General features: G+C 71.3%; 13 protein-coding genes. 8 read left to right on the forward strand and 5 right to left on the reverse strand.

What is annotated here, in order from left to right:
• Positions 1–4: 4 nt before the first annotated feature.
• Entirely contained in the window at positions 5–403 is a 399-nt protein-coding gene (locus AC1Q49_RS03700) for a phage holin family protein (RefSeq protein ID WP_060959767.1), read from the reverse strand.
• Positions 404–487: 84 nt separating this feature from the next.
• On the opposite strand from AC1Q49_RS03700, the gene AC1Q49_RS03705 reads away from it, so the two are divergent.
• The 6 genes from AC1Q49_RS03705 (at position 488) to AC1Q49_RS03730 (ending at position 7,435) form a co-directional block, all read left to right on the forward strand.
• Positions 488–1,555, forward strand: a complete 1,068-nt coding sequence (locus AC1Q49_RS03705; protein ID WP_101305321.1) for a histidinol-phosphate transaminase — start codon at positions 488–490, stop codon at positions 1,553–1,555.
• A 193-nt stretch (positions 1,556–1,748) separates the two neighbouring features.
• Complete coding sequence (locus tag AC1Q49_RS03710) at positions 1,749–2,876, forward strand: thiamine pyrophosphate-dependent enzyme (RefSeq protein WP_191009386.1); 1,128 nt, start codon at positions 1,749–1,751, stop codon at positions 2,874–2,876.
• Positions 2,876–3,853: an alpha-ketoacid dehydrogenase subunit beta gene (locus AC1Q49_RS03715; protein ID WP_060959764.1), complete on the forward strand. Its 978-nt coding sequence runs from the start codon at positions 2,876–2,878 to the stop codon at positions 3,851–3,853. The genes AC1Q49_RS03710 and AC1Q49_RS03715 overlap by 1 nt, the downstream gene beginning before the upstream one ends.
• 27 nt (positions 3,854–3,880) lie before the next feature.
• Positions 3,881–5,209 carry a dihydrolipoamide acetyltransferase family protein gene (locus tag AC1Q49_RS03720; protein ID WP_061782411.1) on the forward strand — a complete coding sequence of 443 codons (1,329 nt, stop codon included), beginning with the start codon at positions 3,881–3,883 and terminating at the stop codon, positions 5,207–5,209.
• Between the two features lie 31 nt (positions 5,210–5,240).
• Complete coding sequence (locus AC1Q49_RS03725; protein ID WP_492490987.1) at positions 5,241–5,867, forward strand: MarC family protein; 627 nt, start codon at positions 5,241–5,243, stop codon at positions 5,865–5,867.
• 107 nt (positions 5,868–5,974) lie between these two features.
• Positions 5,975–7,435, forward strand: a complete 1,461-nt coding sequence (locus AC1Q49_RS03730) for an HNH endonuclease signature motif containing protein (protein WP_492490988.1) — start codon at positions 5,975–5,977, stop codon at positions 7,433–7,435.
• 101 nt (positions 7,436–7,536) lie between these two features.
• On the opposite strand, the gene AC1Q49_RS03735 is transcribed toward AC1Q49_RS03730, so the two are convergent.
• From AC1Q49_RS03735 to AC1Q49_RS03750, 4 genes are read right to left on the reverse strand one after another with little or no spacing between them, the layout of a single operon-like run.
• Positions 7,537–8,520 carry a formylglycine-generating enzyme family protein gene (locus AC1Q49_RS03735; RefSeq protein WP_492490989.1) on the reverse strand — a complete coding sequence of 328 codons (984 nt, stop codon included), beginning with the start codon at positions 8,518–8,520 and terminating at the stop codon, positions 7,537–7,539.
• Positions 8,517–8,867 (reverse strand): DUF202 domain-containing protein, encoded by a 351-nt coding sequence (locus AC1Q49_RS03740; RefSeq protein ID WP_101305326.1) that lies wholly within the window; start codon positions 8,865–8,867, stop codon positions 8,517–8,519. The genes AC1Q49_RS03735 and AC1Q49_RS03740 overlap by 4 nt, the downstream gene beginning before the upstream one ends.
• Positions 8,868–8,873: 6 nt before the next feature.
• On the reverse strand, positions 8,874–9,242 hold the full coding sequence (locus AC1Q49_RS03745) for a YidH family protein (RefSeq protein ID WP_060959761.1): 369 nt from the start codon (positions 9,240–9,242) through the stop codon (positions 8,874–8,876).
• Entirely contained in the window at positions 9,239–10,300 is a 1,062-nt protein-coding gene (locus AC1Q49_RS03750) for a LacI family DNA-binding transcriptional regulator (RefSeq protein ID WP_061782191.1), read from the reverse strand. The genes AC1Q49_RS03745 and AC1Q49_RS03750 overlap by 4 nt, the downstream gene beginning before the upstream one ends.
• Positions 10,301–10,482: 182 nt before the next feature.
• Between AC1Q49_RS03750 and AC1Q49_RS03755 the strand changes: the two genes are divergently transcribed.
• Together AC1Q49_RS03755 and AC1Q49_RS03760 are read left to right on the forward strand one after the other, a co-directional pair.
• Entirely contained in the window at positions 10,483–11,823 is a 1,341-nt protein-coding gene (locus tag AC1Q49_RS03755; protein ID WP_101305328.1) for an MFS transporter, read from the forward strand.
• Between the two features lie 31 nt (positions 11,824–11,854).
• Positions 11,855–14,068 (forward strand): arylsulfatase, encoded by a 2,214-nt coding sequence (locus AC1Q49_RS03760; RefSeq protein ID WP_492490990.1) that lies wholly within the window; start codon positions 11,855–11,857, stop codon positions 14,066–14,068.
• Positions 14,069–14,082: the final 14 nt, after the last annotated feature.

Raw genomic sequence — 14,082 nt, forward strand, 5'->3', positions numbered from 1 at the left:
CCGGTCAGCGGCGCTTCTTCTCCTGGGGTCGCAGCAGGATGCCGAAGACCCAGTTGATGAGCGAGATCACGATCGCCGCGACGACGCCGAGCCAGAAGTCCCCGACGGTGAGCCCCCAGCCCCACGAGCTCGTGACCCACGCGGTGATCCAGAGCAGGAGGCCGTTGATGACGAACGAGATGAGTCCGAGCGTCAGGATGTACAGCGGGAAGGCGACGATCTTGATGACCGTCCCGATGATCGTGTTCACCAGGGCGAAGATGGCCGCGACGGCGAGCAGGGTCAGCACGAGCTGCAGCGTCTCGCCGGGGGCGAACGGGGTCACCCCCACCTCGAGGGCGGGCAGGAGCGTCACGACCCAGAGGGCGAAGGCGTTGACGACGACGCGGACGATGAAGCGCATGGTCCCTCCAGTGTTCCACGCGGCCGCGCCGCCGGGAAGGCGTCGTCCCGCACGCGTCGAGCGGCGCCCTCGTAGACTCGTCCCGTGACCGAGCTGCCCGTCCGCATCCGCCCCGAGATCGCCGCCCTCCCCGCCTACAAGCAGGGCAAGCAGGCCGGTGCGGAGGCGTTCAAGCTGTCCAGCAACGAGAACCCGTTCCCGCCGCTGCCGAGCGTCGTGGCGGCGGTGCAGACGGCGGTCGCCGTCAACCGCTACCCCGACGCGTCGTCGCCGCGGCTGCGCGCGCGCCTGGCGGAGCGCTTCGGGGTGGGCGACGACGCCGTGCACATCGCGGCCGGATCGGTGTCGATCCTCTTCCAGCTGGCACAGGCCACGAGCGGACCGGGCGACGAGATCCTCTTCTCGTGGCGCTCCTTCGAGGCCTACCCGAGCCTGGCCACGGTCGCCGGCGCCACCGCCGTCACGGTTCCGAACGACGTGGACGGCGGCCACGACCTCGAGGCGATGGCGGATGCCGTGACCGACCGCACCCGCATGGTCATCGTGTGCAGTCCGAACAACCCGACGGGTCCCGTCGTGACCGCCGCGGGTTTCGACGCCTTCCTCGCCCGGGTGCCGGCCGACGTCCTGGTGGTCCTCGACGAGGCCTACGCGGAGTTCGTCACCGACCCCGACGCCGTCTCCGGTCCCGCGGTGCTGGCCGCCGGGCACCCGAACGTCGTCGTGCTGCGCACCTTCTCGAAGGCGTACGGCCTCGCGGGCCTGCGCGTGGGCTACGCCGTGGGCGACCCGCGCATCCTCGCGGCCGCGCGCAGCACCGGCATCCCCCTGTCGGTCACGGCCGCCGCCGAGGAGGCGGCCCTGGCGAGCCTCGACGCCGAGGACGAGCTGCTCGACCGTGTGCGCACCCTCGCCGGGCACCGCGACGACCTCGCCGCGCGGCTGCGCGAGACCGGCTGGGACGTCCCCGAGGCGCAGGGCAACTTCGTCTGGCTGCCCGCGGGGGAGCGCGCGCTCGAGGTCGCCGCGGCGTTCGAGGAGGCCGGGCTGATCGTCCGCCCGTTCGCGGGCGACGGCGTGCGCATCTCCATCGGCGAGCACGAGGCGCTCGACACGATCGTGCGCGTCGCCGCATCCGTCGCGCCGCGCTGAGGCCTCCTCGCCCGGGTTTCGGACGCCCCGAGCGCCCGAAACCCGCCCCCACGCCGTTTCGGTCGCCAGAGGCGTCCGAAACTCCCCGTCGCGCGGTTTGCCCCGGCGCGTTGTGGCGCGGGCACGGCGGATCGCGGCTCCCGTTGTCGATCCCATGCAGTACGACGCATGCGGAGGGCGTTAGCGTGGGAACATGACCCCGCCTGACGACCCGGCCCTCGTGCGCGTCCTGGCGGCGGACGGGACGTTCGCCCCCACGCCCGAAGCCGAGCGCTACCTGCCGCTCATCGACGCGCTCTCCGATGCCGAGCTCGAGACGTTCTACCGCGACATGGTCGTCGTCCGCGCGTTCGACCGGCAGGCCACCAACCTGCAGCGGCAGGGCCAGCTCGCACTGTGGCCGCCGTCGCTCGGTCAGGAGGCCGCGCAGGTCGGGTCGGTGCGCGCCGCCCGCCCGCAGGACCACCTCTTCCCCTCGTACCGCGAGCACGTCGTCGCCACGACCCGCGGCGTCGACCCGATCGACATCATCCGCGTGATGCGCGGTCTCACCCACGGCGGGTGGGACCCCACCGACCCGAAGAACGGCAACGTGCGCATCTACACGCTGGTGCTCGGGTCGCAGACGCTGCACGCGACCGGCTTCGGCATGGGGCTCGTGTTCGACGGCCGCACCGGCACGGGCGACGCGAACCGCGACGAGGCCGTCGTCGTCTACTACGGCGACGGCGCGTCCAGCCAGGGCGACGTGCACGAGGCGATGGTGTTCGCCAACACGTACCGCACGCCCCAGGTCTTCTTCCTGCAGAACAACCATTGGGCCATCTCGGTGCCGGTCGCCACCCAGTCGCGCGCTCCGCTGTACCGCCGCGCCGAGGGCTACGGCATGCCGTCGATCCTCGTCGACGGCAACGACGTGCTCGCCAGCTACGCGGTGTCGCGGCTCGCGCTCGACGAGGCGCGCGCCGGCGACGGTCCGCGCGCGATCGAGGCGATGACCTACCGCATGGGCGCCCACACCACGAGCGACGACCCCACCAAGTACCGCACCTCCGACGAGGAGCAGTCGTGGGCCCGCCGCGACCCGATCGCGCGGATGCGCGCGTACCTCGAGGGCCGGGGGGCCGCGGCATCCTTCTTCGACGACGTGGATGCTGCCGCCCAGGCCTACGCCGACGACGTGCGGGTGCGCACCAACGCCCTGGGCACGATCGAGCCGGACTCGATGTTCGCCCATGTCTACAGTGAGGACCACCCCCTGATGGTGGAGCAGCGGCGCTGGCTCGCCGCCTACGAGGCATCGCTGGAGGGAGGCGTCTGATGGTCGAGTCCATGCCCCTGGCCAAGGCCCTCAGCGCGGGCCTGCGCGCCGCGATGGCCGCCGACGACCACGTCCTGCTGATGGGCGAGGACATCGGTCGTCTCGGCGGCGTGTTCCGCGTCACCGAGGGCCTGCAGGCCGAGTTCGGCGACCGGCGGGTGCTCGACACCCCGCTGGCGGAGTCGGGCATCGTCGGCACGGCGATCGGTCTCGCGATGGCGGGTTTCCGGCCGATCGTGGAGATCCAGTTCGACGGCTTCGTCTTCCCCGCGTTCGACCAGATCACGACACAGCTCGCGAAGCTGACGAACCGGCACGAGGGCGCGCTGCAGATGCCCGTCGTCATCCGCATCCCCTACGGCGGCCACATCGGCGCGGTCGAGCACCACCAGGAGAGTCCGGAGGCGTACTTCACGCACACGGCGGGCCTGCGGGTCGTGTCGCCGTCGACGGCGAACGACGCGTACTGGATGATCCAGGATGCCGTGCGCTCCCCCGACCCGGTGATCTTCCTCGAGCCCAAGGCGAAGTACTGGATGAAGGGCGACGTCGACGTCGACGAGCGGCCGCTGCCGTTGCACGCCTCGCGCCTCGTGCGCCGCGGCACCGACGTCACGCTCGTCGGCCACGGCGCGATGGTGACGACGCTCCTGCAGGCCGCCGCCCTCGCCGAGAGCGAGGGCACGTCGTGCGAGGTGATCGACCTGCGCTCGCTGTCGCCGATCGATTACGGCCCCATCCTCGACTCGGTGCGCCGGACGGGCCGCATGGTCTACGCGCAGGAGGCACCGGGATTCACCTCGGTCGGCTCTGAGGTCGCGGCGACCGTCATGGAGCGCGCGTTCTTCGCGCTCGAGGCGCCCGTACTGCGCGTGTCGGGCTTCGACGTGCCGTTCCCGCCCGCCAAGCTCGAGGGCACGTACCTCCCGGATGCCGACCGCATCCTCGAGGCCGTGGACCGCGCCCTCGCCTACTGAACGTCCGCCGCGAAGGAGAACCACGACATGAGCGAGCAGATCTTCCACCTGCCGGACGTCGGTGAAGGACTCACCGAGGCCGAGATCGTGCAGTGGCGCGTCGCGCCCGGTGACGCCGTCGAGGTCAACGACGTGCTGGTCGAGATCGAGACCGCGAAGTCGCTCGTCGAGCTGCCCTCGCCGTTCTCCGGCACCGTGGGCGAGCTGCTCGCGCCCGAGGGGCAGACCGTCACGGTCGGCGCGGCGATCATCACCATCGCCGGCGGCGCGGGGGATGCCGCGGCATCCGCTCCCGCCCCGGCCGAGCAGGCCGCGGCATCCGACGACGACGGCGGTGCGGTGCTCGTCGGCTACGGCACGGGTGCCGGGGCCACCTCCCGCCGCAAGCGCCCCGCCGAGCGGGGCGAGACGGTGCGGGCGTCGGTCGGCGTGGTCGCCAAGCCGCCGGTGCGAAAGCTCGCGCGCGACCTCGGGGTCACGCTGTCGGAGGTCACCCCGACCGGTCCCGCCGGGGAGGTCACCCGCGACGACGTCGTGCGCCACGCGGAGCAGGCGAGCGTCTTCCGCAACATCGCGACGCCGGTCGCTCCCGCCGAGCGCGAGCAGACGATCCCGGTCTCCGCGCCGGCGCCCGCCGCTCCGCCCGTGGGCGAGCGCGAGGAGGCGATCCCGGTCAAGGGCGTGCGCAAGGCCACGGCATCCGGCATGGTGCGCTCCGCCTACACGGCGCCCCACGTCTCGGTGTGGACCGACGTCGACGCGACCCGCACGATGGAGCTCGTCAAGCGGCTGAAGGCCTCGCCCGACTTCGCCGACATCAAGGTGTCGCCCCTGCTGATCATGGCGCGCGCCGTGATCTGGGCGGTCCGGCGCACGCCCCTGATCGGCGCCGCGTGGATCGACAAGGAGGACGGCTCCGCCGAGATCCGCGTGCGCAACTACGTCAACCTCGGCATCGCCGCCGCGACGCCCCGGGGCCTGCTCGTGCCGAACATCAAGGACGCGCAGGACCTCAACCTCCGCGAGCTCGCGAAGGCGCTCGAGAAGCTGACGCTGACCGCGCGTGAGGGCAAGACGACCCCGGCCGACCAGCAGGGCGGCACGATCACGATCACGAACATCGGTGTGTTCGGGATGGATGCCGGGACCCCGATCATCAACCCGGGGGAGTCCGGCATCGTCGCGATGGGCACGATCCGCCAGAAGCCGTGGGTCGTCGACGGCGAGGTGCGTCCGCGGTTCGTGACGACGGTCTCGGGCTCGTTCGATCACCGCGTCATCGACGGCGACGGCATGAGCCGGTTCATCGCCGATGTCGCGTCGATCCTCGAGGAGCCCGCGCTGCTGCTCGACTGATCGAGCGGGCCGGCTGCGCCACAATGAAGGCATGCTGAGCGTCTTCGTCGCCGCGCTCGCGGCGCTCGTCCCGATCACGAATCCGATCGGCGCGGTCGCCGCCTACGCGGGGCTGGCGGCGCATCTCGACGAGGCGGACCGCCGCCGGCAGTCGTGGCTCACGGGCGTCTACGTCGCGGTGATCCTGACCGTCTTCGCCCTTCTCGGCACGCTGATCCTCGAGTTCTTCGGCATCTCGCTCGGGGCGCTGCAGATCGCGGGCGGCCTGGTCGTGATGCACGCCGGGTTCGGCATGGTCGTGCCGCGCGCTCTGGGGGCGGGGGCCTCGGATGCCGAGAAGGAGCACGCCGCGACGAAGACGGACATCAGCTTCTCGCCCATGGCGCTGCCGCTGATCGCCGGCCCGGGCGCGATCGGGGTCGTCGTCGGTCTCGCGGCGCGCAATCCCGGCATCCTGGACCGCGTCGCGATCGTCGCGGCCGTGCTCGTCATCGCCGTCGCGATCGCGGTGCTGCTGCGCTACGGGACGCCCCTCACCGAGAAGCTCGGTGCGACGGGCGTCGGCGCCATCACGCGCGTGATGGGCTTCCTCATCCTCGCGATCGGCGTGGAGATCCTCGTGCACGGTCTCGCGGCGGCGCTTCCGGGCCTCGCGTGAGCGGACCGTATCGATGTCGCTCTTGAGTGTTTCGAATGTTTGTTCTATAGTGGGGTGAAGAAACCCCGCGCGTGCCCACCTTCTGTTGCGGGTCCTGTCCTCCGGTCGTGGCCGGGTCAGGGGTGATGATGCACGCGCTGACGAGTACCCGTGAGGGTGATACGACCTGGCCCGGGTTGGATGCCGTGGTGACCGGTGTCGTGGATGCGCGGCGTCGGGCGGCTGCCGCGCAGGCCGCCGAGGCGAGGCTCCTGGCCGACGCGGTGGAACTGGTCGCGGAACGGACGGCGTTGCTCAGGCAGGAGGCGCAGCAGCGGGGTGGGTCGGTGCGGGTGTCGGATGCGGATCTACCGTTGCGGGAAGTCGCTCTCGAGCTCGCGATGGCGTTGCGGGTGTCGGATCGGGGTGTGCAACGGCGGATGTCGGAGGCGTACCTGTTGACGACCCTGTTCCCGCGGACGCTTGAGGTGTGGGCCAGCGGGGAGATCGATGCCGGTCACGCGTGGGCGATCAGCCGCACCGGCACGATGTTGACGACCGAGGAGGACCGGGCACGGTACGAGACCCTCGCTCTGGAGGCGGCCCGGTCGGAGTCGCCTGCGCGGATGACTGCGGCGGCGAAGGCGATCGCGGCGACCATCGACCCTGCCGCGTTCACCGAGGCCGCGCAGCGCGCGTATGAAGAACGCTCCGTCCGGTTGTTCCCTCTCGACGATGGGATGGCCAGACTCATCGCGGATCTTCCCGCACCCCTCGCACACGCCATCCACGACACCCTGACCGCCCGGGGCCGGGCGATCCTCGACCAGCCCGACGAGGACATCGACGACGACGCGGATGCCACCGACGCAGATGCCCTCGCCGATGCCGACACGCTCATCACCAGCCCCGTCCGCCCCACCGGCGTGACCTGCACGACCACGACCACGGCCACGGCCACGACCGCCGCGAAAGACTCCCGCACGCTGGCGCAGGTGCGTGCGGACATCCTCACCGACCTGCTCCTGACCGCCACCGCGTCCACCCGAGCCACCGGCGCCGGTATCGAGACGGTGACGGCGCAGATCCAGGTGACGGTCCCCGCCCTCACCCTCGCCGGTGACCCGAACAGCGGCCCGCCCCTCCTCACCGGGTACGGGCCCATCGACGCGGGGCTTGCCCGCCGGTTGGCAGGGCTCGCACCCGGCTGGGATCGCGTGTTCACCGACCCGACCACCGGCATCCCCGTCGCCGTCGACCGCTACCGACCCAGTGCGGAAATCCGCCGCTACCTGGCTGCCCGGGATGAGCGCTGCCGCACCCCTGGCTGCACCCGCCCCGCCCACCGGTGCGACCGCGACCACACCACCGCAGCCGCAGAAGGCGGCCCCACCGCACCCGACAACCTCGCCCACCTGTGCCGCCGCCACCACACCGTGAAGCACCACACCGCCTGGCAGATCCGACACCTCGGCGGCGGCACCCTCCAGTGGACCTCACCGGCCGGACGCCACTACGAAGACCACCCACCCAGCCTGGTGAGATTCGTCCCCGAACCCACCACGCCGGCCGACCCGCCACCCTTCTGAGGCGAGGGCCTTCCCGACGTGCACGACCGCGATCGACATCACGCACGCGGGCGCGCGGGCGGGCGGCGGCGTCACCGCGCATCCCGACTCTCCGTCCGGCGTCAGCGCGGACGCGAGACCGTGCGAAAGCCCGCGTTGCCCATCGACGAGTCCGGCGTGTTCTGCGAGCGCGCCGAGTTCCGGTAGCGGTTGCAGTACGAGACGTGGCACAGATAGCTCCCGCCGCGCAGGACGCGGGAGGTGCCGGTCGCAGGCCCCGGCGGGTCGACCCGCGGCGAGCGCGCGTAGTAGTCGGGGTCGAACCAGTCTGCGCACCACTCCCAGACGTTGCCCACGGGCTGCCACAGGCCGTAGCCGTTGGGGGCGAACGAGCGCACCGGGGCGGTCGTGAGATAGCCGTCGTCCATCGTGTTCACGCGGGGGAACTCGCCCTGCCAGATGTTCACGGGCCAACCGTCGGTCCCGGGTTCGCGCTCCCCCCAGGGGTACTTCTCGGACTCCCGCCCGCCGCGAGCGGCGTACTCCCACTGCGCCTCGGTGGGCAGCGCGCGTCCGGCCCAGTCGCAGTAGGCGATCGCGTCGTTGAAGCTCACGTGGACGACCGGGTGGTCGGGCAGATCGTCGACCGTCGACGCGCGCCCTCCGGGATGCCGCCAGTCGGCCCCGCGCACGCCGATCCACCAGGGCGTTCCCGGCGCCCTGCCCAGCACGTCCTCCGCGGGGGCGGCGACCGCGAGGTGGAACACGGCGGAGAAGCCGAACGCCTCCGCGTCGGTGACGTAGCCGGTCGCCTCCACGAAGGCCGCGAAGGACGCATTGGTCACGGTGGTCGCGTCGATGTCGAACGCGTCGAGCTCGACGGCGTGCACCGGGGTCTCGCCGTCGCCGACGTTCGCATCGCCCGACGAGTCGCCCATCAGGAACGCTCCCGCCGGCACGTGGATCTGTTCGATGTCGTGGGCGGCGGCCCTCGCCGAACCGTCGTCCGCACGGCGCACGGGGCCGAGCGCGACGAACGCGTCGCGTCGCGGTCCTCCGCACGAGCAGTTCGGCCCGCACGACCCGCCGTCCTGTCCCGTCGTCATGGTGCCCCCGGTGTGTGCTGTGCGGCCAGGACGAGGACGGCGACGATCGCGGTGACGCCACCGCCGGCGACGAGCCCGGCCAGGACGAGCGTCAGCATCCCGACCGTGGGCACGACGCGATTGGCGGTCAGCTCGCGATACGTGTGCCGGAACCGTCGTTCGCTCAGGAGGTGGAGGGCGACGGCGGTGGCGATGATCGCGAGCGGGACCGGCAGCGCCCAGGGGCCGAGCGCGGACGGCAGCAGCCGCAGCGCGATGAGCCCCGCTCCGCCGATCGTGAGGAGGGTGCGCCGCCACGCCAGCAGCGTCCGCTCCGGCTGGAGCCCAGGGTCGAAGATCTCGGTCATGGCGATTCAGGCGATGAGGAGCCCGAGCACGATCAGCACGGTCACCACGGCGAGGACCACCGCGAGGGGGAGGGCGACGACGGGTACGGGCAGGGGCGTCTGCTGCCGCATCGCCCTCTCGGCCCGGCCCCAGCCCACCCACGCCAGCAGCGGCAGCGCGGCTCCGGCGGTGAGGAGGATGAGGGAGGCCGTCAGGCGCAGAACGGGATGCAGCGGAAGCCCGAGCGCTTCCAGTGCCACCCCGCCCGCGATGAGAGCGAGCGACGTGCGGATCCAGGCGAGGAACGTCCGCTCGTTCGCGAGGGTGAACCGGGGGTCGGGCTCCGTACCGTGCCGGTAGATCCACCGGAGGGTCCGGCCTGCGCGCGGGTTCACCTGGTCTCGCCTTCTGCCGGATGCCGCGTGGTCTGTCTCTCCGAGAGGACGTAGGGCAGCGTCGCGTGCGGGGGATTGCGGCCCGCGATCAGCTGGGACAGGTGTTCGACCAGCGCCTCGCCGCTGGCTTCGGCCGTGACGCCGATGGTCGACACCGCGGGCGTGACGAGCTCGGCCAGTCCGACCTGCTCGCACGCGATGATGGCCAGGTCGTCGGGCACGAGGCGACCGCAGTGGTGCGCCGCGCGCACCGCACTGAGCGCGAGCGGTACGGTGCCCGCGATGATCCCGTCCGCCGGCGTGCTCGCTGACAGTTCGCGCAGCACGAGCTGGGTGGAGGTCGCGTCGGAGTACTGCGTCTGGAGGACGACGGCATCGAGGCCCGCTCGTTCGACCGCGGCGCGGTAGCCGGCTGCCCACCGCGCACCCACGTAGGTGTCGGCGTCGCCGATGAGCAGGATCGGCCGCCGCGACCCGTTCTCGATGAGCCGGGTCGTGGCCGCGTCGGCGATGGACGTGAAGTCCACCCCCACGCCGAACAGGTCGTCTTCGGGGAGGCGGCCGGAGATGACGATCGGCGTTCCGCCGGCGCGGGTCTCCGCGATGACAGCGCCCGCGCGGGAGCGCGACACGTCGTCGCCCGTGGAGATCACGATCCCGTCGACGCCCTGACGAGGAAGCTGACGCAGGAACGTGATGAGCCGCTCCTCGCTGTGATCGAGATCGCAGAGCAGCACGTTGAGGCCGCGTGCCTCCGCGGCGCGCGCGACCGCTTTCGCGACGGCGCTCTGGAACGGCTGCGACGCATCGCCGACCAGCAGTGCGATGGTGTCGAAACGTCCCGTGCGCAGGCCGCGGGCGCGGCTGCTCGGCCGGAAGCCGAGCTCGTCGATCGCGCCCTCGACGCGGGCGATCGTGTCGGCGGGGACGAGGTCGGGATGGTTGAGGACGCGTGAGACCGTGGTGCGCGAGACGCCCGCCAACGCGGCGACGTCCAGGATGGTGGCCGTCCCCGGGGAAGGGGCCGACGGAGAGGTGGCCGGTCGCGATGCAGCCATGCGAGTTCCTCCTCACGTCGTGGTCACACCACGGTATCCGGTGGACGTTCGCGTTCCCGACGGTGGGGCGGAATCGAACACCGCTTGCATGATGCCCTGTTGATCCCCTACCGTAGCGGAATCGATTCCTGGAATCGATTCCAGCGATATTTTTCCCGCCCCGCCTCACACTGGAGTGACCGATGAACCGACCGCACCACCCGCGAGTGCTCACGAAGCAGCAGATGTCGACCCGCGCCCTCGCCGGCGCCACGATCGGCTCCATCCTCGAGTACTACGACTTCTTCGTCTTCGGAACGCTGTCCGCCCTCGTCTTCGGGCGGGTGTTCTTCCCCCAGGACAACCCCGGCGTCGCGTCGCTCCTCGCGCTGGGGACCTTCGCCGTCGGCTTCATCGCCCGTCCGCTCGGCGGCATCATCCTCGGCAACTTCGGCGACCGCATCGGCCGCAAGCGGATCCTGCTCTTCAGCTTCATGCTCACCGGTGGCGTCACGCTCATCATCGGATTCCTGCCGACCTACGCCCAGGTCGGCGTCGTCGCCCCGATCCTCCTCGTCGTCCTGCGTGTCGCGCAGGGCGTCGGCATCGGAGCGGAGTGGAGCGGCGCCGCCCTCCTCGCCGTCGAGCACGCGCCCGACGGGAAGCGGGGCTTCTTCGGCAGTGTCGTGCAGGCCGGCGCGCCGATCGGTGTCATCCTGTCCAGCGGCTCCGTCGCGTTGCTGACGGCCACGATCGGCCTCGAACAGCTCGTCGAGTGGGGCTGGCGCGTGCCGTTCCTGGCGAGCGCGATCCTGCTGCTGGTCGGCATCTGGCTGCGCTTCAGCGTCGACGAGTCCCCCGAGTTCGAGAAGATCGAAGCCGCCGACGACAAGGTGAAGGTCCCCGTCTGGGAGGCCGTCCGTCGCTATCCCGCGCAGATCCTGGCCGCCGTCTTCATCCATGCCAGCGACGCCACCCTCGGACTCGTGGTCGGCGTGTTCGTGCTCGGCTACGCCTCCAACGTGCTCGGCATGGACCCGACGGTCGTCCTGCTCGCCAACATCCTCTCGTCGGTGACGAGCCTCATCATCACGCCCATCGCCGGTCGTCTCGGGGACCGTGTCGGCCAGCGTGCGGTCCTCGTCGTCGGGCTGGTCGCCCTGGTGCTGTGGGCGTTCCCGATGTTCCTGTTGATCGGAACCGCCACCGTCGGGGGCCTGTTCCTCGCCACCGGCATCTCCGGTCTCATCATCGGCACGCTGTTCAGCCAGCAGGCCACCCTGTTCGCGCACTACTTCCCGCCGCGCGTGCGCTACTCGGGCATGTCCGTCGGCTTCCAGCTCGGAACCGTGCTCGGCGGCGGCTTCGGCCCGGTGATCGCTCAAGCGCTCACCGGCGCCGCGAACGGCGCGACCTGGACGGTGTCGATGTACATCGCCTTCATCGCGGTCATCGCCCTGGTGTTCACCATCACGGTGAAGCCGCGCCACACCGTCTCCATCGCCGCCCCGAGCGCGCCCGCGACGGCCCCGGCCACCCGGTGACCGTGCCGTCCCCCGCAGAAAGCAGTCACCGATGACGACCCTCGACCCTTCCTTCCGCGGATCCGTCGGCACCACCGTGGCGGATTCCGTCCCGTGGTGGCCCGAGCCGAACACGACGCCGCGACGGAACCTCGTCGTCGTGATCCTGGACGACACGGGGTGGTCCGATCTCGGATGCTTCGGCTCGGAGATCGCCACCCCCCACATCGATGCGCTCGCGCACAACGGGGTGAGATACAGCAACTTCCACGTCACCCCCCTGTGCTCGCCGACGCGGGCCTCCTTCCTCACCGGGATGAACAACCACGCCGTCGGGATGCGGTTCCTCGCCGACACCGACACCGGCTTCCCGAACTCCCGCGGATCGGTGCGGGCGGGAACGCCCGTGCTGCCGCAGGTGCTGCGCGAGCAGGGGTACGGCACCTATCTCGTCGGCAAGTGGCACCTCGCCCCGCTCCACGAGATCACTCCCGCGGGTCCGCACGGCAACTGGCCGCTGGCGCTCGGCTTCGACCGCTACTACGGCTTCCTCGACGGGTGCACCGACCAGTACGAGCCGGAGCTCTACGAGGACAACCACGCCGTCCCCACCCCCACGCGGGACGGGTACCACCTCAGCGAGGATCTCGTCGACAGGTCGATCTCGTACCTGCGCGACCACCTCTCGTTCCGGCCGAACGATCCGTTCTACCTTCAGGTGGCCTTCGGGGCGACCCACGCGCCGTTCCAGGCGCCGCGCGCGTTCATCGACAAGTACCTCGACGAGTTCGCGAAGGGGTGGGACCAGACGCGACGTGAGCGCCTCGCGCGGCAGATCCTCACCGGCGTCGTCCCGTCGGGCACGCCTCTGACCGAGCGCAACGAGGGCGTCAGCGCGTGGGAGGAGCTCACCGACGTCGAGCGCGAGGTGTTCACCCACCTGCAGTCCGCCTTCGCCGGGTTCCTCGAGCACACGGATGCGCAGATCGGACGGCTGCTGAACGCCCTGGAGGAGTTCGGTCAGACCGATGACACCGTGTTCGCGCTCTTCTCCGACAACGGCGCCTCGCGCGAGGGTGGCCCGACGGGCGACGTCGACACCAACGGACCGTACAGCGGCATCCGTCGCCCCGCGGCGGCGATGGTCGGCGAGCTCGACAGGGTCGGCTCGGTCACCGGGGGCGCGCACTATCCCGAGGGATGGGCGATGGCGGGGAACACGCCCTTCCGGCGCTACAAGCAGTTCGTCGACCTCGGCGGCGTGCGCTCGCCGCTCGTCATCTCCACGCCCGAGACGTCGCGGGCCGCGGTGCGGACCCAGTTCATGCACGTGGTCGACCTCGCACCGACGCTCTACGACCTCATCGGGGCGACCGCTCCCGACGGGATGGACGGCGAGAGTCTCGCCGAGAGCATCGTGGATGCCACGGCCCCCGTCGGCCGCACCACGCAGTACTGGGAGACGCTCGGCCACCGCGCGATCTGGCACGACGGGTGGCGTGCGGTGACGGCTCACGAGGTCGGAGCGCCGTACGCCGACGACACCTGGCGCCTCTACGACACGCGCACCGACTTCGCCGAGGCGCGCGACGTCGCGGCGGAGCACCCCGACGTGCTCCGCCGGCTTCAGGATCTCTGGTGGCAGGAGGCGGGCCGTCACGACGTCCTGCCGCTCGATGACCGCCCGCTGCGCGTTCTCATCGAGCTCGCCGGCCCGCACGGGCTGATCGCGCAGGACCGTCTCGAGCTGCGTCCGGGTCAGAGCCACGTCCCCGGCGCGACCGGGGTCACCGGCTCCCACCGCACCCTGATCGTCCGCGCCCGGCTCGCCGCCGACGTCAGCGCCCTCACGGGAACCATCCTGTCCTCCGGCAACGCGCAGGGCGGCTACTTCCTGTCGGTGCAGGGCGGCGTGCTGCGCTTCGAGCACAAGCTCCTCGACACGCACCTGGCGCTGGTCGGCGACCGGCCGATCCCGCCCGATGCGCAGACCGTCGGATTCACTCTGCACGCCGCGGAAGACCGTCGGGCCCGCGTCCGTCTGACGATCGACGACGTCCCGGCATCCGACGAGCTGGTGATCCCGACGTCGTCCTCGCACCTCTCCTTCTGGGGCCTCGACGTCGGTGCCGGCGTCGTCTCCGGATTCAGCCCGCTGCAGACCATCGCCCTGCCGGCGCAGACGATCGCGCTCGTGACGATGGATGCCTCGCCGCAGGAGGACGACGCGCGCGAGCGCGCCGACGTCATCCTCGCCTCCGAATGACCGATCCGACCCAG

This window comes from Microbacterium sp. MPR-TSA4 (assembly GCF_058792815.1).